16 protein-coding genes are annotated in these 19,571 nt (G+C 71.6%); 13 read left to right on the top strand and 3 right to left on the bottom strand.

What is annotated here, in order from left to right; genetic code table 11:
* The first annotated feature begins 266 nt into the window (after window positions 1-266).
* Window positions 267-1,181 (top strand): diiron oxygenase, encoded by a 915-nt coding sequence (locus ABXJ52_RS01885; RefSeq protein ID WP_367038764.1) that lies wholly within the window; start codon window positions 267-269, stop codon window positions 1,179-1,181.
* 48 nt (window positions 1,182-1,229) lie between these two features.
* Window positions 1,230-2,774, top strand: a complete 1,545-nt coding sequence (locus ABXJ52_RS01880; RefSeq protein WP_367038763.1) for an FAD-dependent oxidoreductase — start codon at window positions 1,230-1,232, stop codon at window positions 2,772-2,774.
* Window positions 2,775-2,782: 8 nt separating this feature from the next.
* Here ABXJ52_RS01880 and ABXJ52_RS01875 read toward each other — a convergent pair whose 3' ends face one another.
* Entirely contained in the window at window positions 2,783-2,998 is a 216-nt protein-coding gene (locus ABXJ52_RS01875) for a DUF4287 domain-containing protein (protein ID WP_367038762.1), read from the bottom strand.
* A 219-nt stretch (window positions 2,999-3,217) separates the two neighbouring features.
* On the opposite strand from ABXJ52_RS01875, the gene ABXJ52_RS01870 reads away from it, so the two are divergent.
* From ABXJ52_RS01870 to ABXJ52_RS01860, 3 genes are all read left to right on the top strand, one after another.
* Window positions 3,218-4,849, top strand: a complete 1,632-nt coding sequence (locus ABXJ52_RS01870) for an MFS transporter (RefSeq protein ID WP_367038761.1) — start codon at window positions 3,218-3,220, stop codon at window positions 4,847-4,849.
* Window positions 4,850-4,993: 144 nt separating this feature from the next.
* On the top strand, window positions 4,994-8,062 hold the full coding sequence (locus ABXJ52_RS01865; RefSeq protein ID WP_367038760.1) for a BTAD domain-containing putative transcriptional regulator: 3,069 nt from the start codon (window positions 4,994-4,996) through the stop codon (window positions 8,060-8,062).
* Between the two features lie 326 nt (window positions 8,063-8,388).
* Window positions 8,389-9,045 (top strand): M15 family metallopeptidase, encoded by a 657-nt coding sequence (locus ABXJ52_RS01860; protein WP_367038759.1) that lies wholly within the window; start codon window positions 8,389-8,391, stop codon window positions 9,043-9,045.
* A gap of 4 nt (window positions 9,046-9,049) precedes the next feature.
* Here the strand turns inward: ABXJ52_RS01860 and ABXJ52_RS01855 are convergent, their stop codons facing one another.
* Entirely contained in the window at window positions 9,050-9,895 is an 846-nt protein-coding gene (locus tag ABXJ52_RS01855; protein ID WP_367038758.1) for a universal stress protein, read from the bottom strand.
* 290 nt (window positions 9,896-10,185) lie between these two features.
* On the opposite strand from ABXJ52_RS01855, the gene ABXJ52_RS01850 reads away from it, so the two are divergent.
* The 8 genes from ABXJ52_RS01850 to ABXJ52_RS01815 all read left to right on the top strand — a co-directional run bounded on the left by ABXJ52_RS01850 (window position 10,186) and on the right by ABXJ52_RS01815 (window position 19,019).
* Window positions 10,186-11,703: a PHB depolymerase family esterase gene (locus tag ABXJ52_RS01850; protein ID WP_367038757.1), complete on the top strand. Its 1,518-nt coding sequence runs from the start codon at window positions 10,186-10,188 to the stop codon at window positions 11,701-11,703.
* A 128-nt stretch (window positions 11,704-11,831) separates the two neighbouring features.
* Window positions 11,832-13,211: a 3-hydroxybutyrate oligomer hydrolase family protein gene (locus ABXJ52_RS01845; RefSeq protein ID WP_367048754.1), complete on the top strand. Its 1,380-nt coding sequence runs from the start codon at window positions 11,832-11,834 to the stop codon at window positions 13,209-13,211.
* Window positions 13,212-13,445: 234 nt separating this feature from the next.
* Window positions 13,446-15,032, top strand: coding sequence for an ATP-binding protein (locus ABXJ52_RS01840; RefSeq protein ID WP_367048752.1), 1,587 nt, complete (start codon window positions 13,446-13,448; stop codon window positions 15,030-15,032).
* A complete protein-coding gene (locus ABXJ52_RS01835) occupies window positions 15,029-15,475 on the top strand; it encodes a roadblock/LC7 domain-containing protein (protein WP_367038756.1) in 447 nt (148 codons plus the stop codon). The genes ABXJ52_RS01840 and ABXJ52_RS01835 overlap by 4 nt, the downstream gene beginning before the upstream one ends.
* Complete coding sequence (locus tag ABXJ52_RS01830; RefSeq protein WP_160502689.1) at window positions 15,472-15,834, top strand: DUF742 domain-containing protein; 363 nt, start codon at window positions 15,472-15,474, stop codon at window positions 15,832-15,834. Before ABXJ52_RS01835 ends, ABXJ52_RS01830 begins: the two co-directional genes overlap by 4 nt.
* A complete protein-coding gene (locus ABXJ52_RS01825) occupies window positions 15,812-16,462 on the top strand; it encodes an ATP/GTP-binding protein (RefSeq protein WP_367038755.1) in 651 nt (216 codons plus the stop codon). Before ABXJ52_RS01830 ends, ABXJ52_RS01825 begins: the two co-directional genes overlap by 23 nt.
* Window positions 16,459-17,754 (top strand): cytochrome P450, encoded by a 1,296-nt coding sequence (locus ABXJ52_RS01820; protein WP_367038754.1) that lies wholly within the window; start codon window positions 16,459-16,461, stop codon window positions 17,752-17,754. The genes ABXJ52_RS01825 and ABXJ52_RS01820 overlap by 4 nt, the downstream gene beginning before the upstream one ends.
* On the top strand, window positions 17,751-19,019 hold the full coding sequence (locus ABXJ52_RS01815; protein ID WP_367038753.1) for a cytochrome P450: 1,269 nt from the start codon (window positions 17,751-17,753) through the stop codon (window positions 19,017-19,019). The genes ABXJ52_RS01820 and ABXJ52_RS01815 overlap by 4 nt, the downstream gene beginning before the upstream one ends.
* Here ABXJ52_RS01815 and ABXJ52_RS01810 read toward each other — a convergent pair.
* Window positions 19,014-19,565, bottom strand: a complete 552-nt coding sequence (locus tag ABXJ52_RS01810) for a 2'-5' RNA ligase family protein (protein ID WP_367038752.1) — start codon at window positions 19,563-19,565, stop codon at window positions 19,014-19,016. The genes ABXJ52_RS01815 and ABXJ52_RS01810 overlap by 6 nt on opposite strands.
* Window positions 19,566-19,571: the final 6 nt, after the last annotated feature.

Here is a 19,571-nt window from a genome sequence, read left to right as displayed (position 1 = left end):
TTCGTGGGGGATTCCGAGGGGGAGCCTGCCGCCCACGCATGTGCACGTCAATGCTTTCTGCAAGACATTTCAACTACCGCTGTCTGTTGTGGGGTTGTTGCTGCAAGAACTTGCGCATATTCACTTCTTACTCAGGGGTAGGCTCGCCGCTCCCCTTGTTATACGGTCTGTCTAACAAGCGGGCCGCGGCGCGTTGTGGGACGGCGCCCCGGTCCGTTGCCTGAGCGAACAAGAGAACGTACGCATCAGAGTCAAGGAGCCGCAGCATGGCAAGCAGCACTGTTCGGCCGATATCCCAGGACCGCCCCGAAGAGGACGACGTCGCCCGGCGGTTGCTCGACTCGGCCGCCGAACTGGCCTATGACCCGGCCGTCGAGGTGGACTGGGACGCCCCCCTCGACCGGGACTTCCACGGCGCGAGCCCGGAATGGTGCTCCCTGTACGGCACGGCTTACTGGCAGGAGATGACCGAGGCCCAGCGCAAGGAACTGACGCGGCAGGAAGCCGCTTCGGTGGCCAGCACGGGCATCTGGTTCGAGATGATCCTCCAGCAAATGGTCCTCCGCGATGTGTACATGAAGGACCCGGCCAGCGACGAAGTGCAGTGGGCGCTCACCGAGATCGCCGAGGAGTGCCGGCACTCGATCATGTTCGCCCGCGGCGCCCGGAAACTGGGCGCGCCCGCCTACCGGCCCAAGCGGTTCGCGATGGAGCTGGGCCGTGCGTTCAAGACGGTGGCCTTCGGCGAGGCGGCCTACGCCGCGATCCTCGTGGCCGAAGAGGTGCTCGACGTCATGCAGCGCGACTGGATGCGCGACGAGCGCGTGGTGCCCTTCGTCCGCACGATCAACAACATCCATGTCGTCGAGGAATCACGGCACATGAAGTTCGCCCGCGACCAGACGACCAAGCGCCTGAGCGGGGCGGGCCGGCTGCGGCGCCAGATCAACGCGTTCGTCGTCGCCATCGCCTCGTACTACATCGTCACCAGCATGGTGAACCCCAAGGTGTACGCGAACGCGGGGCTCGACGAGAAGCGTGCGCTCGCTGAGGCGAAGGTCAACGAACACCACAAGTCCATGATGCGGTCCAGCTGTTCGGGCCTGATGGAGTTCCTGGCCTCCTCCCGGCTGCTCACCAAGCCGGCGCTTGCCTTCTACAAGCGCGCCAACCTCATCTGAGCCAGCCAGCCAGCCATTCACCCGACCCGAGCGAGTCGAGCCGACGACATGACCTCCTACGCCATCACCCAGACCTGCTGCAACGACGCCACCTGCGTCGCCGTCTGCCCGGTCAACTGCATCCACCCGACCCCGCAGGAGCGGGCGTTCGGCAGCACGGAGATGCTGCACATCGACCCGGCCACCTGCATAGGCTGCGGCGCCTGCGCCGACGCCTGCCCGGTCGAGGCGATCTTCCCCGTGGACAGCCTGCCCGTCGCCCAGCGGGAGTACGCGACGATCAACGCCGCGTACTACGCGGACCGTGCGCCCGAACCGGCCCCGGACGGACCGAACTTCCACGCATGGGACGAGCCGTCCTTCCCGCGCGTCCTGCCCTCGGACTTCGCGCCCCTCAAGGTCGCCGTCGTCGGCACGGGACCGGCGGGGATGTACGCGGTCCAGGATCTGCTCCTGCACACCAGCGCCGAAGTGACGCTGATCGACCGGCTCCCGGTGACCGGCGGCCTCGTGCGCTTCGGCGTGGCGCCGGATCACCCGGCCACCAAGAAGGTCGGCGAGACGTTCGCCCGGTTCCACACGCATCCGAGGGTGCGGATGCATCTGGGGCTCGACGTGGGGGCCGACGTCACCGCGCAGGAACTGGCCGCGCATCACGACGCGGTCATCTACGCCGTGGGCGCGTCGGCCGACCGCATGCTGGCCGTGCCGGGTGAGGACCTGCCCGGCAGCATCTCGGCGAGGGCCTTCGTCGCCTGGTACAACGGCCACCCGGACGCGGCGCCGGACTCGATCGACCTGTCCGCCGAACGCGTGGTCGTCGTCGGCAACGGCAACGTCGCCCTCGACGTGGCCCGCATCCTGCTCGCCGACCCCGACAGCCTCGCCCGCACCGACATCGCCGATCACGCCCTCGCGGCGCTGCGTGCGGGCAAGGTGCGCGAGGTGGTTCTGCTCGGGCGGCGGGGTCCCGAGGACGCCGCGTACACCAAGTCCGAACTGCTCGCCCTCCAGCACGTTCCCGGCCTTGACCTGGTGGTCGACGACCACGATCCCCGGACGGCGTCGGTCATCGACGAGGCCGGCCCTGCCACCGACCCGAAGGGCAGGGCGGCGCTCCTGCGAGGGGTCACGCGCCAGCGTGTCGACTGGTCGCAGGAGCCCGCTCCCGGGCGGCGCATCGTGCTCCGCTTCCACTCGACCCCGGTGGAAATGACCGGGGACGAAGCAGTCCGGGGCGTACGTGTCGCGGAGGCGTCGGGGGAGCGGACCCTACGGACGGGCATGGTGCTGCGCGCGATCGGCTACCGCGGGGTGCCGGTCGCCGGACTGCCCTTCGACGAGGTCACCGGCACCGTGCCGCACGAGGGCGGCCGAGTGACGGGACGGCCGGGCACCTACGTCGTGGGCTGGATCAAGCGGGGCCCCAGCGGCGGAATCGGCGCCAACCGCACCTGCGCCGCCGAGACCGTCAGCACACTCCTGGCCGACGCGGTCGCCGGCGCGCTGCCCTCGCCGCGAAGCGCGCCGAAGTCCTTCCACCGGCTCGCCCGGCGCCGCGGCGGAAAGGGGAGCGCCGCGCTGAGCCGGTAACGGCACGCTCACACGGCGCGGGCCTCGGCCAGGGTGTGCGCGACCAGGGCGTTCGCGTGACCGTGGCCAAGGCCGTGCTCGGCCTTGAGCCAGCCGACGAGCTCCATGTGCTTGGTCAGCGGCGAGGAACGGATGAGGTCTTTCCACTCCGCGACGGGGCGCCCGTACTTCCTCTCGATCGAAGGGAAGTAGCTGGCAGGGCCCTTGGTGGCTGCTTCGGTCATGAGGACGCCGTCCCGTTCTCTCGCAGTGGTGTCGTCAGTAGGACGTGCGGGGCGCGATCAAGTCATCGCCCGGCCAGGGTGTCGTGGGTCACACCAGGTGGACGAATGGCAGGCCAGGAGCGCCGGGCTTAGCCTGAGGGAGTGAACGTCTCCGTTCACTGCCTGCTTGACACGCGAGCCATTACATGACGAGCACGCGAGCAACACGCGAGTAATTTCATGACGAGCTCTCGGACGACACCCTCGAAGCCTGCCGCATCCCCGGAGCGGGGCAGCGGCAGCGGTATCGCACTCCTCGTCATCGCCTCGTGTCAGCTGATGGTGGTCCTCGACATCACCATCGTGAACATCGCTCTGCCGCACATCCAGACCTCGCTCGGCTTCTCCACCGAAACCCTGTCCTGGGTGATCAACGCCTACACGCTGACCTTCGGTGGTCTGCTCCTGCTCGGCGGGCGACTCGGCGACATCCTCGGACGCCGCCGGGTCTTCATGTTCGGCGTCCTGCTCTTCGTCTTCGCCTCGCTGCTCGGCGGACTCTCCCAGGAATCCTGGCAGTTGCTCGCCGCCCGCTCGCTGCAGGGCGTCGGCGGCGCCATCGCGTCGCCCACCGCCCTGTCCCTGATCACGACGACGTTCCGCGAAGGGCCCGAGCGCAACCGGGCGTTCGGCGTGTTCGCGGCCGTGTCGGCGGGCGGCAGCGCCATCGGCCTGCTCGCGGGCGGACTGCTCGTGGAGTGGCTCGACTGGCGCTGGGTCCTGTTCGTGAACATCCCCATCGGCCTGCTCATCGCCCTCGCCACCCCCCGCTACATCCGTGAGTCCGAGCGCCACCCGGGACACTTCGACATCGTCGGCGCGCTCATGTCCACGGCGGGCATGGTGCTGCTCGTCTACGGCTTCATCCGCGCCTCCGAGGACGGCTGGAGCGACAGCGTGACCATCTCGGCCTTCGTGGCGGCCGTCGTGCTCCTGGGCCTCTTCCTCGCTGTCGAGCGGCGGTCCAGGCAGCCCATCACGCCCCTGTGGATGTTCCGCGACCGCAACCGCGCCGGTGTGTACGGGATGATGCTCTGCCTGGCCGCGGCCATGTTCGGGATGTTCTTCTTCCTGACGCTCTTCGTGCAGAACATCCTGAACTTCAGCCCGTTGCGGGCCGGTCTCGCCTTCCTGCCGGTGAGCGCGATCATCGCGGTGGGCGCCGGACTGGCCTCCCAGCTCCTTCCCAAGTGGGGACCCAAGCCGTTCATGGTGGTGGGCGCGGTGCTGGCCGCCGCGGGACTCGGCTGGCTGACGCTGACCGATGTCGACAGCACGTACATGGGAAGCCTGCTCGGGCCCGTCCTCGTCTTCGGCTTCGGCATGGGCATGCAGTTCGTGTCGCTGACCCTGATGGCGGTGTCCGGTGTGGAGTCCCGGAACGCCGGGGCGGCCTCCGGCATCCTCAACGCCACCCAGCAGGTGGGCGGTTCACTGGGCCTGTCCGTCCTGGTCACCGTCTTCGGCACGGCCAGCCGCAACGAAGCCACCGACCAGGTCCCGCGCTTCATGGCCGAGGCGACCCGGGCCGAGCAGCTGGAGTTCCGCAGGACGGGGGAGCTGCCGGGGCGCTGGGGGGACGAGGTCCTTGCCTCGGGCATCTCCAGTTCCTTCATCGCCGCCGCCGTCTTCGCCGTCGTCGCCGCGCTGATCGCCCTGGTGGTCATCCAGGTGCGGCCCGCCGACCTGGAGCGTCTCCAGGGCGGCGGTGTGCCGCTCGCGCCGGCAGCGGACGCGCCGGAGTCCGACGCGGTCGAGGCGGGCTCGTCCGACGGTCCTCCTCCCCGTAACGGCCCTTCTGCGCCCGGCTGAAACCGCGGCAGTCCGAAGCTCCCACGTCGCCCTTCCGGCGGATGGCCTGATTCCCTTGGTGTGCAAGCCAGTTGACGGCGGGCAGACGTAGTATGACCAGCCGATCCGGAGCGAGGGCTGGGCGGCGGCGCGGGGCAAGGATCCATGGAGACGGGCTTGAACACGGACACCGACTACCGCTTGCTGGGTCCGGTCGAGGCGTGGTGCGCGGGCCGCCGCCTCAGCCTCGGCGGCCCCAAGCCACGCGCCCTGCTCGCCGCGCTGCTCCTGGAGCCGGGGCGTGTGGTGTCCGTCGAGGCGCTGATCGACGCCATCTGGGGCGAGAGGCCGCCGGACACGGCACGTTCCCTGATCCAGTCGTACGTCTCCGCGCTGCGCCGCGCCCTGCCGGCCGACGCCATCGAGACCCGCCCGCCCGGCTATCTGATCCGCGCGGACGCCACCCTCGTCGACCGCGTCGAGTTCGAGCGCCTCGCCGCACAGGGCAGGCAGGCCGCCGCCGAAGGGGACCACGGTGCGGCCGCCCGGCTGTTGGGGGACGCCCTCGCCTTGTGGCGGGGCCCCGCGCTCGGCGGCATCGGCGAGACGCTGCGGGCCATGGCCGACCAGCTCGACGAGGCGCGGCAGGCGGCCCTGGAGGAGCGGATCGTCGCCGAGCTCGCCCAGACGGGCCGCGAGAGGGAACTGGTGGCCGAACTCACCGCGCTGGTGTCCACCCACCCCACCCGGGAGCGGCTCCGTGGCCAACTGATGCTCACCCTCTACCGGTTGGGACGCCAGGCCGAGGCACTCGCGGTCTACGCGGAGGGCCGCGACGTACTCACCGAAGAGCTGGGCATCGATCCCGGCCCCGATCTCCGGCGGATGTACGAGGCGATCCTGCGGGCCGACGAAGAGCTCCTTCCGGCCACGGCTGACAGCCCCGGCCCCACCCCCAGGGACACCGCCGCCATTCCGGTGGCGGCGCTCCTGCCGCCCACCATCGGCGACTTCACCGGCCGGGACACGCAACTCGCCGACGTGCGGGCCGCGCTGTCCGGCCCCCGCGATGCCATGCCGGTCGTCGTGCTCTCCGGGCCCGGTGGCGTCGGCAAGTCCACGCTGGGCGTCCGGGCCGCGCATCAGGTCGCCGAGGCCTACCCGGACGGACAGCTGTACGGCGAGCTGCGGGGCGCCACCGACCCCGTGGCGCCCGGCGAAGTCCTGGGACGCCTCCTCTACGCGCTGGGGGCCGACCCGCCCGACGGGGACGCCGAGCGGCGCGACCTCTTCCGCAGCCTGGTCTCGGGGCGCCGCGTGCTGCTCGTGCTCGACGACGCGGCCAGCGAGTCCCAGGTGCGCCCCCTGCTCCCCGGCAGCGCCACCTGCGGGGTGCTCATCACGGCGCGGGCCCGCCTCGGCGCCCTGCCCTGCACCCACCGCACCGACCTCGACGTGCTCGACACGGAGCCCGGCATCGAACTCCTCGGCCGCGTCGCGGGGGAGCGTCACATCAGGGACGAGCCGGACGCCGCCCGGCGCATCGTCGAGCTGTGCGGCGGACTCCCGCTCGCCATCCGGATCGCGGGCGCCCGCCTCACCACCCGTAGGCACTGGACCGCGCGGATGCTCGCCGACCGGCTCGCCGACGAACACCACCGCCTGGACGAACTCGCCGTCGGCGACCTGGAGGTACGGGCGGGGCTCGGCATGAGCTACCGGGCCCTGGACGCCCCCGCCCGCACCGCCCTGCGGCGCCTCGGCCTGCTCGCCGCCCCCGATGTCGCCGCGTGGGTGGTGACCGCGCTGCTCGACGTGCCCGAAGCCGAGGCGGACCGCGTCGTGGAGCAGCTCATCGACGCCCAGCTCCTGCACTGCACCGGCGTCGACCGCGCGGGCCAGCCCCGCTACCGGCCGCACGACCTGGTCCGCGTCTACGCCGCCGAGCGCGCCGACGCCGAGGACCCGCCCGCCGAACGGGCCGCCGCCGTCGGCCGTGCACTGGGCGCCTGGCTCTGGCTCACCGGCCTCGCCGCGTCCGCCACGCCATCGGGCGCCGTCGAGCTGCACCGCGGGCTCCTGGACTCCAGCACGAACGGGCCCTCGGCCGGCTCCCTGCGGCGACTGGTGCGCCCCGTCGGGCCGGAAGCCACCCAGCGGGCACTCGCCGACCCGGCCGCCTGGTTCGAGGCAGAGGCCGACGCGATCGCAGCCGCCGTGGAGCGCGCGGCCGCCCTCGACCTGCACACGCTCTCCTGCGAGGCCGCCGCGGCCCTGTGCTCGTCCGCGTACACCGTCGGCAACCGTTTCGAAGCCTGGTGGCGCACCCATGACGCGGCACTGGCCGCGGCCCGCCGAGCCGAGGACAGGGCGGGGGAGGCCCTGCTGCTCATCGGTCTGGGGCAACTGCGCTACGAACAGGACCGGTTCCCCGAATCCCAGGGCTACTTCAAGCAGGCGGCCGGACTCTGCGCCGACCTCGGCGACGTACGCGGACAGGCTGCCGCCCACGCCGGTCTCGGCAGCGCGCTGCGCGAAGCCGGGCGGCTGCGGGCTGCGCAGGAGACGCTGGTGCGCGCCGTCGACGGGTTCCGTGAACTGCACGACGACCCGGGCCTCGGCCTGTCCTGCCGGTACGCCGGATCCGTCCAGCTGGAACTCGGCGACTTCGCGGCATCGCGCGCCTTCCTCGACGAATCGCTGCGCGCCTACCGCAGGCTCGGCAGCCGCCGCGGTGAATCCCTCACGCTGCGCTCGCTCGGCCTGGTCCATCGCGCCCTCGGCGAGTACGAGGCGGCGGAGGAACTCTCCAGCCGTGCGGTGGACCTCCTGAGTACCCTCGGCGACCCGCTCATGCTCGCCTACGCGATGCAGGCGCGGGCCAAGTCGCGTATCCGACTGGGGCGTTCGGCCGAAGCGGAGGCCGAGATCAGGGACGTCCTCGCCATCTGCCGCGGCCAGCACGACCGCTTCGGCGAGGCGCTCGGCCTGCGCACCCTGGGCGAGTGCGAGCTCGCCGCCGGCCGCGTCGACACCGCCGAACAGCACCTGACCACGGCCGCGGCCCTCTGGGACGATCTGGGGCTTCCCCTGCCCCGGGCCCGCACCCTGCGCGATCTCGCGGCGGCGCGCGAGGCCGCTGGCGACCGGGTGGCGGCAGGTGCGCTGCGCGCCGAGGCGCGGGAGGTCTTCATGGCGTACGAAGCGCGCGAGCGGAACGAACCGGGGCTCTGAGGTCCGCTTCCGGCGGCGGTCTGCAATCCGCTTGTCCCGGACTTGCAGAGAATTTACAGCGGGCTGCGTCACGCTGTGGTTGTCGGCGGGTGAACACGCCGCCGACAACGGGGGATCGCAGGAAACAACGGGGGACTCAGCGGAATTCATCGGGGGAACACGGGGGAAGGCCACTGAAGCCTCGTACGGCCCACACCACCGACACCGTCGGTCGTGTGGGCCGCTCGTCGCGTAGAGCCCCTGCCAGGGCACGGAGGGGACTTCGGGGGCGGGCGGCAGCCCGTCCCCGGAGCTGTGCCCGCCACCGTCGCCACGAAGGGGCATACATGTCGTCGATCATCCTCATGAACGATCCCAGAGTCGTCGGCATCCCGGTCCACGACTGCGCGGAAGCCCTCGTGGACCTGCGTCAACTGCCCTTCGTGGACGTCGACGACCGCCTCGCCGACCCGGCCGGGGCCTACGCCCAGCTGCGCGAGGGCGTCGCCTGGCGTCTGGCCCGCGCCGCCCGGCTGCTGCCCGAGGGCCTGCGCCTCCTGGTCACCGAGGGGTACCGGCCGCTGGCCCTGCAGATCCAGTACTTCGAGGAGTACGCCGCCGAGCTGAGGAAGGCCAACCCCGACTGGTCGGACGCCTACCTCCACACGCAGACGAGCCGTTCCCTCTCACCGCCCGAAGTCGGCCCGCACGTCGCGGGCGCCGCGGTCGACCTCACTCTGTGCACCACTTCCGGCACCGAACTCGACCTCGGAACCCCGGTGAACGCGAGCCCGGAGGAGAGCGACGGCGCCTGCTACATGGACAGCGCCCTGATCTCCCCGGAAGCCCGCCGCAACCGTCGCACCCTCACCGCCGCTCTCGCCACGGCGGGCCTGGTCAACTACCCCACGGAGTGGTGGCACTGGTCCTACGGCGACCGCTACTGGGCTCTCGCGACCGAGGCGCCCGCCGCGCGGTACGGTCCCGCGACGCTGGACGGCTAGCCCGTCAGTTGTGCGGGACGATGACGACCGGGCACCTGGCCTGATGAATCGCCGCGTGCGCGGTCTCGCCCAGATGCGGCCCGGTGGGTATGAGGCGGCCGATGACCAGCAGGCAGGCGGTCGAGGTCGACTGGACCAGGTGATGGCCCGCCGCGTCGTGCACGAGCCGTTGATCCACGTGCGTTTCGGGAAACTTCCGGCGCCATGAGCTGAGTTCGGAGGCCATCAGGCGCTCTTTGTCCGGCATGGGGTCGACGGCTTCGGATTCCTCGGTCATGGGGGCGGTCCAGACGTGCACGACGTGGAGCGGCGCCCGGCGGGAGGCCGCCGCGTCGAAGGCGTACTCCAGCAGTTCGTCACCGCGACGGTCGAGGTCGAGACCGAGCACGACCGGGCGGTCCGCCGCATCCTGGTGCTTGCCGTCGGGGGTGTCCGCCGCCCGTACCAGAGCGACGGGGCACGACGCACGCGTGGCGACGGCCAGCGCGGCCGAGCCGACCATGACGTTGGTGAGTCTGCCGGCGCCATGCGATCCGATGACGACCAGAGCCGAGGAGGAGGCCGCCGCCAACAAGGCCCCCGCCGGTGATCCGGTCACCTGCTCGTCGAGGATCTCCAACTCGGGGTACCAGCGGTCGAGTTGCTGGACGGAGCGCTCCAGCACGCCGGTCTCCAGGCGCGCCGCGGCGCCACTCCCGTCGAACCGGCCGCGTTCCCCCGGCGGCTCACTGGCGTGGACCAGACGCAGGGGCAGGTCACGACGCAGGGCCTCGCCCGCAGCCCAGTCGGCGGCGACCAGGCTGCCGGGTGAGCCGTCGACGCCGGCGGTGATGGTCTGCTGTGTGGGCATGGTGGTCCGCACCTCCGCGGTGCCGTCGGGACGTCAGCCGTGGGCCTGGCCGATCGGCGGCCCGGGTCCGGAGCGACGAGTGCCCCGAGTATCGCCGTTCTACCTTTTCGTGGGCCGCGCCATGGAGGTGCTCCTAGCACGGACCGGGAGGAGCGGCAACGGGTTGGACACCAGGGGCTGTTGATGGTGGTGTGGCGCCCCGCGCCATTCTGTTCCCGTCCGGGCGACTCCTACGGTTGGGGTCGCGTGATCCGCCCCGGAGACCGCGCCACCCTCCGTCGGGAGCCGCCATGCCGTCGTACGAAAGACCTTTGAGTCCGGTGCCCTATGGGCGGCCTTCCCGCGGTGTGAGGAGGTGGCGCCGTGCCGTGGGGCGGCTGGCCGCCGTCGTGGGCCTGGTCGTGGCCGGGGCCGTGTCCGCACCCGCGCCCTCGGCGCAGGCGGCCCCAGCAGCGGTCGCCCTGGAGAAGGTCGGCAACTTCGGTGCCAATCCCGGCAGTCTGAGCATGTACGTGTACCGGCCGACGTCACTGGCGGCGAACCCCGCCGTGGTGGTGGCCATGCACGGTTGCACGCAGAGCGCGCAGATCTACGCCGACAACTCCGGCCTGGCCGAGTTCGCCGACCAGCACGGCTTCCTGCTCGTCCTCCCGGAGCAGACATCCGTCAACAACAGCAGCAAGTGCTTCAACTGGTTCCAGCCGGGTGACACCCGACGCGGACAGGGGGAGGCCGCCTCGATCCGCCAGATGGTCTCGCATGCCGCTTCCGCCTACGGCGGCGACACGGCGCGGGTCTACGCCACGGGTCTCTCGGCCGGTGGTGCCATGACGTCGGTGATGCTCGCGACGTACCCGGACGTGTTCAAGGCGGGAGCCGTGGTCGCAGGCCTCCCGTACGACTGTGCCGATGACGTGCTGTCCGCGTACAGCTGCATGAGCCCCGGCGTCGACCGCACCCCATCGGCCTGGGCGCAGGGCGTCCGGGACGCGCACCCAGGCCATACGGGCCCCTGGCCGAGGGTGGCGATCTGGCACGGCGACAACGACCCCACCGTCGCCAAGAAGAACGCCGACGAACTGCGTGACCAGTGGACCGCCGTCCACGGCCTGGACCAGACCCCGGACCGCAGCTCGGTCATCGGCCCCAACTCGACCCGCAGGGAGCAGTATCTCGGGACGGACGGGGCGGTCGCCGTGGAAGTCGACCGGGTCCCGTCCATCGGCCACGGCACTCCCGTCGACCCGGGAACAGGTGCACAGCAGTGTGGCGCGACCGGGACGGCGAACTTCATCGACTCCATCTGCTCCAGTCACTGGATCACCGGCTTCTTCGGCCTGGACGGCTCCGATCCGGACCCCGGCGGCCTGCCCGCTCCGAGCGGCCTGGCCGCGACCGGCACGACCGACACCTCCGTCACCTTGAACTGGAACGGCGTCTCCGGGGCAGCGTCCTACGCCGTATACCGGGACGGCACCCGTGTCGCCACCCCGGCCGCCCCTCCGTTCACGGACACCGGCCTCAGCGCGGGCAGCAGTCACACGTACAGCGTTGCCGCCCGTGACCCGGACGGTACGGAAGGGGCGAGGTCGTCCCAGGTCACCGCCTCCACCACGGGCGCCACCGCCAAGTGCTGGACCGCGAACAACTACCAGCAGGTCCGGGCCGGACGCGCGACCACCAGCGGCGGCTACACCTACGCCAAGGGCTCGAACCAGAACATGGGCCTCTACAACACCGCTGTCACGCACACGCTCAAGGAGTCCCCGGCCGGCCACTACGTCATCGCCGACGGCGCCTGCCCCTGACCGATCCCGCTCCGCGACCGCCGTACGCATTCACGCCCACCGGAGGAACCGTGCCCGCCATAGATCCACCCCGACGCCTGCCGCGCGGGAGGCGCCACCCGGCCCGGTCGCTCCACAGTGCTCTCGCGCTGACCGCGCTGCTCGTCACGCTCGCCGCGGTCCCGGCCGCGGCAGGGCAGCCAGGTGAAGGCCGAGACGGCAGCGCAGGGCATTGCGCGTCGTCCGCGAGACTGAAAGTGCCGGGCGCGGAACGCCAACAGATCGCCTGCCTTGGCGAGTTGACCACGGCGGGGACGGTCGAATCGGGACACACCGACCCGGCCGACTGGGCGGGGCTGACCCCTGCCGGGCTCACCGCGCCGCGCGGTGTGCCCGGCATCCAGATCGACGGCTACTTCCCCGACAGCTCGGCGACCAACACCAACCACGGCTGGAAACACGACGCGCAGTTCGTCATCCGCCTGCCCGACCGCTGGAACGGCGGACTCGTCGTCGCGGGCACACCCGGTGTCCGTGAGCAGTACGCCAACGACCGGGCGATCGGCGACTGGGTGCTCTCCCGGGGCTACGCGTTCGCCTCGACCGACAAGGGCAACACCGGCGCCGCCTTCTACCGCGACGGGGCCGAACCGGGTGACGCGATCGCCGAATGGAACGAACGCCTCACTCAACTCACCGGTGCAGCCCGGTCCGTGGTCGCCCAGCGATACCACCGCCCAGCCGCCCGCACCCTCGCCACCGGCATGTCCAACGGCGGCTACCTGGTGCGCTGGCAGCTGGAGAACCACCCCGAGCTGTACGACGGGGGAGTGGACTGGGAAGGCACGCTATGGCGGGCCGACGGGCCGAATCTGCTCGACTTCCTGCCACCCGCGCTGCGTGCCTACCCCCGGTACGCGGCGGGCGGCGAGGGAGCGGACAAGGCGCATCAGGAGATGGTCGACGCGGGCTTCCCGGCCGGCTCGGAGTTCCTGTGGCCCTATCACCACCAGATCTACTGGGACTTGACCCAGCGGATCTACCGCGAGGAGCTCGACCCGGGCTACGACGGCGCGACCGAGGCCGGAACTCCCTTCTGCGCGCCGGGAACACCGGCGTGCGACGCCGACTACGCGTACGCGTCCCGGCCGCGGGAAGTGCGTGACGCCGTGCGCGAGATCGCCTTGACCGGACGCATCGGCAAACCACTGATCACCGTGCACGGCACCCTCGACGTCCAACTGCCCATCAGCAAGGACTCGGACGTCTACGCGAAGATGGTGCGCGGAGCGGGCCGCGGCGGCCTGTTCCGCTACTACCGCGTCGAGGACGGCACGCATGTCGACTCGCTCGTCGACGCCTTCCCCGACAAGCTGCGGCCTCTCGTGCCCTGCCACCGCTCAGCCTTCACCGCCATGGAGGCCTGGCTCGGCCGGGGAAAGCAGCCGCCGCCCAGTCGGACCCTGCCGCGCCCGGAGGCTGCCGACCCGGCGACTCTGCTCACCCGATGCCCCCTTACCGGGCGGTAGTTCCGGCCAATCCCGGGCAGAGCTTCGCGCGCCGGAAGGCAAGCTTCCCCAACGGCCAGCCCAGAAGCGCCGAGTTGACCTAAGATCGCCACGCTCCCCATTCGTAAGGGAGTTCGGTGCGTTCGGGGAGGATTCGTTCGTCGTGGTGAAGGTGCGCAGGACCGCCGGGGCGAGGGCGGCGTGGTGAGCCGTCCCGGACACGGGTCCGTGAGCCGCGAAGCCGTGGTCTGGCTGATGGCGGTGGTCCTCGCGATCGTGGGCGCGGTGCTCGCCGCCCTGGACCCGGCGGCGCAGTGGCGGCAGGTTCTGGCCGGTGGCTGCGCCGCGGTCGCGGTACTGCTGCTCGCCTGGGTGCTTGTGCTGGTCCGGCAGTTGACCGCCGAGCGGGCCGACCGCGCCCGCCATGAGCGACGTGCCGCGGCACGTGAAGCCGAGGTCGCGCACCTGGCCGGCGTACGGCTGCCGGCGATCGCGGAGCGCGTACGAGCCGGTCAGCGACTGGAAGGTGTGCCAGGACCGTTGACGGGGCCGGCCGAGACCGGTGAGGAGTTCGCGCGAGCCCTGTCCGCCGTGGCGTTCGCCCTGGGGTCGGACGAGGCGGTGCGCCGCGAACGCGGACTGCGCGACTCGGTGCAGGCCGCGTTCGAATCCGTCGCCCGCACCATGCACGCGATGGCCACCGTGCAGCAGCAGGTACTCGACCGGGTCGAGCGCTCCATCGAGGACCCGCACCTCATGGGCGAGGTGATGAAGGCCGACCACGCGGCGGCGCAGATGACCCGCAAGGCCCAGACACTGCTCGTGATGTGCGGGATCTGGCCCGCCCGCAGGGAGACACGGCCGGTCTCGCTGTACGACTGCGTGCGCGGCGCCCAGTCGCGGATCGTGGAGTACAGCCGGATCGAGGTGCACGGCGGACAGACGCTGTACGCCGTGCCGCCCGCGGTCGAAGGGCTGATGCACGCCATCGCCGAACTCCTGGAGAACGCCACGGTGTTCTCCCCCTCGCGTTCCCAGGTCGTCGTCACCATCCGCGAGGTGGGGGCCGGAGCGGTCCTGGAGATCGACGACGCCGGACTCGGGATGCCACCGGACGTGCTGCACCGGGCGATGGGCCAGCTGCGGGACGACCAGGACCTGGCACGGCTCGGCGCCGTACCGCGCCTCGGCCTGGCCTGCGTGGGCCGATGGAGCCGCGAGCTCGGCTTCAACGTGGAGCTGAGCGGAGCCTCGGCCTACGGCGGCACGCGCGCCGTGACGTTCGTGCCGTTCCGCCTGCTGACCGAGCCCCCATCGCAGCTCACGGGGTCCCATCGGGTGAGCGCCCAGATGGCGCCGCCGCCGTACGCGGACGCGCAGACGCCGAACCAGCAGGATCAGCCCGAGCAGCTGGGCCGACACGCGCAGCAGGACCAGCCCGAGCAGCGGGACCAGCCCGAGCAGCGGGACCAGCACGACCCGGCGCGAGACGAAGAGTTGTTGTCCGTGCGGCCCGCCGCACCGAACGTGCCTCCCGAGCGCGAGACGGCGGCCGGCCTGCCCAAGCGGCGCAACCGGCGCCGAGCGGCGGCCCCGGACGCTCCCGGCCGGCCGGTCCCGGAGGACCGGCAGGCGCCCCCGGCCGCACCCACCACCCCCTGGACACCGGAGGCGGCGCGGGCGTCGATCGCCAGCGTGGTGTCCGGTTCGCTGCGCGGTCGCGCGGCTCTCGACGCGGACAAGACCGCGGCCGGGGAGGCGAACCCGTCGGCCGGGACCCCGCCGACGGAGACACCGTCCCGACCCCCCACCCCTGACGAGCAAGACGGAGGCCGGCAGTGACCGGAATCATCACCCCCCTTCCCGACCTGGGCTGGATGCTCCGCCCGCTGATCGAGATCCCCGGGGTCCGGCACAGCGTGGTGGTCTCCGAGGACGGGCTGCGGCTCGGCCACGCCTCCGCGGAGAACCTCTCGGGCCCCGTGGCCGACCTGAGCGTCGCCGAAGCCGAGTCCCTCTCCGCGGCCTGCGCCGCGATGACCATGACGGGCCGCTCCACGACCGCGCTGCTCTTCGGCTCGGGCGCCGGCGTACGGCAGTTGATGCTGGAGTCCGACCACGGCTTCGTGCTGTTCACCCACGCCGGTGTGGGCGCGCACCTGGGCGTCGCCACCGACCTGGAGGCGGACGTCGGCCTGGTCGCCCAGCAGATGCAGCTGCTCGTGGTGAAGATCGGCTCGCACCTGAGCAGCCAGCCGCGGGATCCGGCCGCCGCGGCGTCATGACGGAACCGCGGCCGGAGGAGCCGACGGCCTCGGCGATCCGCCCCTACGTGATCACTCGCGGGCGGGCGGCAGCCGACACCGAGGCGCTGGCCTGGGAGTCCCTGGTGATGGCGACGGACGCGGCGTTTCCCGCCTCGCTCCAGCCCGAACACCAGACCATCCTGGCGCACTGCCAGGGGCTCCTCTCGGTGGCCGAGGTGGCCGCCCACATCGGCCAGCCCCCCTCGGTCGTACAGGTGTTGCTCTGCGATCTCCTGGAATGGGGGCTCATCGTGACCCGTCCGCCGGTGCCCCCGGCCGAACACACCGATGTGACCATGCTCAGAAAGGTCCTCCATGGTCTCGAAAGCCGCCTCTGACGCACCGGTCCCGGCAACGACACCGGCACCGGTAGCGGCGCCGCAGCCGGCCGGCTCCGGGAAGTACCTCACCTCCAGCGTCGCCGGCGCCGCCAAGATCCTGGTCGTCGGACCGCTCGGGGTCGGCAAGACCACCCTGATCGGCACCGTCTCGGAGATCAAACCCCTGTCCACCGAGGCCGTCATGACCCAGGCGGGCGCCCGCGTCGACACCCTCGTGGCAGGCGGCAAGACCACCACGACCGTGGCCCTCGACTTCGGCCGGATGACCATCGACGGAGAGCTGGTCCTCTACCTGTTCGGCACCCCGGGCCAGCAGCGGTTCCTGCCCGCCTGGCGGGACCTGGCCAAGGGTGCGCTCGGGGCCCTCGCCCTGGTGGACACGCGTGACCTGGAGGCGTCCTTCGACGCGCTGGGCAACCTGGAGGAACTCGGGCTGCCGTTCGCGGTGGCCGTCAACGTCTTCCCCGGCAGCCCCCAGCACGGCGCCGACGATCTGCGCGCCGCCCTCGACCTGCTCCCCGGCACCCCTGTGGTGGCCTGCGACGCACGCGACCCCGCGTCCTCGGTCCGTGCGCTGATCGCCCTCGTCCAGCACCTCATCCACGTCGCCACGGAGAGCACATGACCTCGCCCCACACCACGGCCGGGCCGCCCACCCACTGTCCGGTCACCGGAGCCGCGGGGCCGTCGACCGCGCTGTACGGACCCCACCTCGACGGCGACGCCATGCCCGCCCTGTACGAGCGACTGCGCCGCGACCACGGGCCCGTGGCGCCCGTCAGCATCGCGCCCGGCGTCGACGCCTGGCTGGTCATCGGCCACCGCGAGCTGCTCCAACTGACCCGCGACGAGCAGGACTTCTCGCACGATCCACGCCGCTGGAGCCTGCTGCGGGAAGGCCGCGTGCCCGCCGACTCGCCGATCCTGCCCATGGTCGGCTGGCGGCCCGCCCTGCTGTTCAACGACGGACAGCAGCACCGCAGGATGCGCGCAGCCGTCTCCGCCGCGCTCGCGGGGATCAACGGCCACGAACTGCGGCGCTCCGTGCGAGCCACCGCCGAGGAGGTGATCGAGTCGTTCGCGGAACGCAGCGAGGCCGACCTGGTCGCCGACTACGCGCGCAAGCTGCCGATGCGCGTCATCACCATGCTGCTGGGCGTGGACGAACAGACCGGCCGCCACCTGGTGGAGGCCGTCGCCGGAACGGTCGCCGCCACCGCTGAATCCGCTGACGCCAGCAAGCGCATGGGAGCGATCCTGCTCCGGCTGATCGAGGAGAAGCGGCGCCGCCGCGGCAACGACATCACGTCGGCCCTGCTGCACCACCCGGCCCGGCTCACCGACGAAGAGGTCCTGCACAACCTCGTCGTCATGTTCGTCGCGGGCAACCAGACCACCGTCAACTGGATCGCCACCACCCTGCGCATCCTGCTGTGCGACCCGCAGTTCCGCTCCTCGCTGACCGGCGGCCACCTCAGCGTGGACGACGCACTCGACCTGGTCCTGTGGCGCTTCCCGCCCACGCAGAACTTCCCCGCCCGCTACGCCACCCGCGACATGACCTTCGGCGGGCAGGCCGTCCGCACCGGCGACATGCTCATCCTCGGCCTGGCAGGCGCCAACGCGGACCCGCTGATCCTCCCGGACGACGGCGCGCCGGTCGTGGGCAACCGCTCGCACCTTGCCTTCGGCGCGGGCCCGCACATCTGCCCGGCCCAGGACCCGGCCCGGCTCATCACGCGCACCGCCGTGGACACGATCCGCCACCGGCTGCCCGACCTCGAACTCGCCGTCCCGCAGGGCGAACTGGAGTGGATCAAGTCACCCTGGAGCAGGGGACTCGCCGCACTCCCGGTGCGCTTCACCGCGCCGGTCCTCTCGCAGCATCCCGACCCTTCGACCAGGAGAGCCCGTTGAACACGTCATCGGTGAACACCGACCCCGCAGCAAGCAGGCCGCACCGCTTCGACCCCGCCGGCGGCTGCCCGCACGCCGACAACGCCCGGCTCCTGGCACACGGCGCCGTCACAGAGGTGGTCCTGCCCGGCGACGTACAGGGCATGGCGGTGCTCGGCCATGATGCGCTCAAGGAGTTCCTCGCACACCCCGATGTCGCCAAGAACGCACAGCACTTCGCGGCGCTGCAGGCGGGCGAGATAGCCGACGGCTGGCCGCTGAAGACGTTCGCGACGGTGCAGGGCATGACCACCGCCGACGGCACCGACCACCGCAGGCTGCGCTCCCTGATGGGCAAGGCGTTCACCGCGCGCCGGGTGGCGGAACTCCAGCCGCGGATCACGGCCCTGACGACCGAGCTGCTCGACAACCTGGGAGAGGCGGCCGCCGGCGACGGCGTGGCGGACCTGCGCAAGCACTTCGCGCTGCCGCTGCCGATGGGGGTCATCTGCGAACTCCTGGGCGTGGACGCCGAGTACCACGACCGCCTGCACCACCTGTCGAACCAGATCGTCGCCACCGACATCGGCCCCGAGGAGGCGATGGCGGCCAACCGGGAGATGGTGGAAGTCCTCGGCGCGGTCGCCGCCGCCCGCGCGGCGAACCCCGGAGACGACCTGACCACCGCCCTGATCGCGGCCCGCGAGGAGAACGGCGACCGGCTAAGCCCCCACGAGCTGCTCGGCACCCTGATGCTCACGATCATCGCCGGGCACGAGACCACCCTCAACCTCATCACCAACGCCGTACGCGCCCTGTGCACCCACCGCGAGCAGCTCGCCCTCGCCCAGAGCTCCAAGGTGAGCTGGGCGGACGTGGTGGAGGAGACCCTGCGCTGGGACAGCCCCGTCAGCTACTTCCCCTTCCGCTACCCGACGCGCGACCTCACGCTCGACGGCACCGTCATCCCCCAGGGGACCCCCGTCCTGGCCGGTTACTCCGCGGCGGGCCGCGACAAACAGGCGCACGGCCCCGACGCCGACCGCTTCGACATCACCCGCGACAACACCACCACCCGGCACCTGTCCCTGGGCCACGGCGCGCACTTCTGCATGGGCGCCCCGCTGGCCCGCATGGAGGCCACCATCGCCCTGGAGCAACTGTTCACCCGCTTCCCCGACCTCGACCTCGCCGTCCCGGAGCCCGAACTGCCCCGCCACGCCTCCTTCGTGGGGAACAGCGTGCAGAAACTCCCTGTGCGGGTGGGTGCCCGCGCGCGGCTATGAGCCGAGGCGGTACTCCGCGCGGTCCTGCCAGCGTGTGCCGTCCCAGACGATGAGGTGGACGGCCCGGATACGGCAGCTCAGCGGCAACAGGGGCTCCAGCTCGGCCTGCAACGCGTCGTACGCGGCGTCCTGCGTCGCGGGGCCCTCGTTGTTCGCGACCGTCAGATGCGGGCCGAGCGGGGGGTCGAAGATCCCCCGGTAGGGCACCGCGTCCGGCCAGCACGCGGCGAGGTCCTTGGCCAGGGACGTGACCGGGGCGTGCGGCCACGGGTCGAGGTACAGCACGCCGGGATAGCGGGCGAACTCGGCGAACGTCAGGGTGAAGGCGTCACGTCCGGCGAAGAGACCGGTCAGCTCGCGGTGGGCCGCCGCGTCGATGCGACTCTCGTGCAAGAAGGGGTAGAGCACGGTCACGTGGGCCGGGAACCCCGCGCGGACCAGCGGATCGGCTTCGGGGACCTTGATGGTGAGCGCGGTGTCACCCGGTATGTCCGGCCATCCGTCCCCCGCGGGCTCGTCTTCGGCACACTGTTCGTCGGCATTCATCACGCG

The sequence above is a fragment of the Streptomyces sp. Je 1-332 genome, assembly GCF_040730185.1.
Taxonomy (GTDB): domain Bacteria; phylum Actinomycetota; class Actinomycetes; order Streptomycetales; family Streptomycetaceae; genus Streptomyces.
This window is presented reverse-complemented; position numbering and strand designations above follow the sequence as displayed.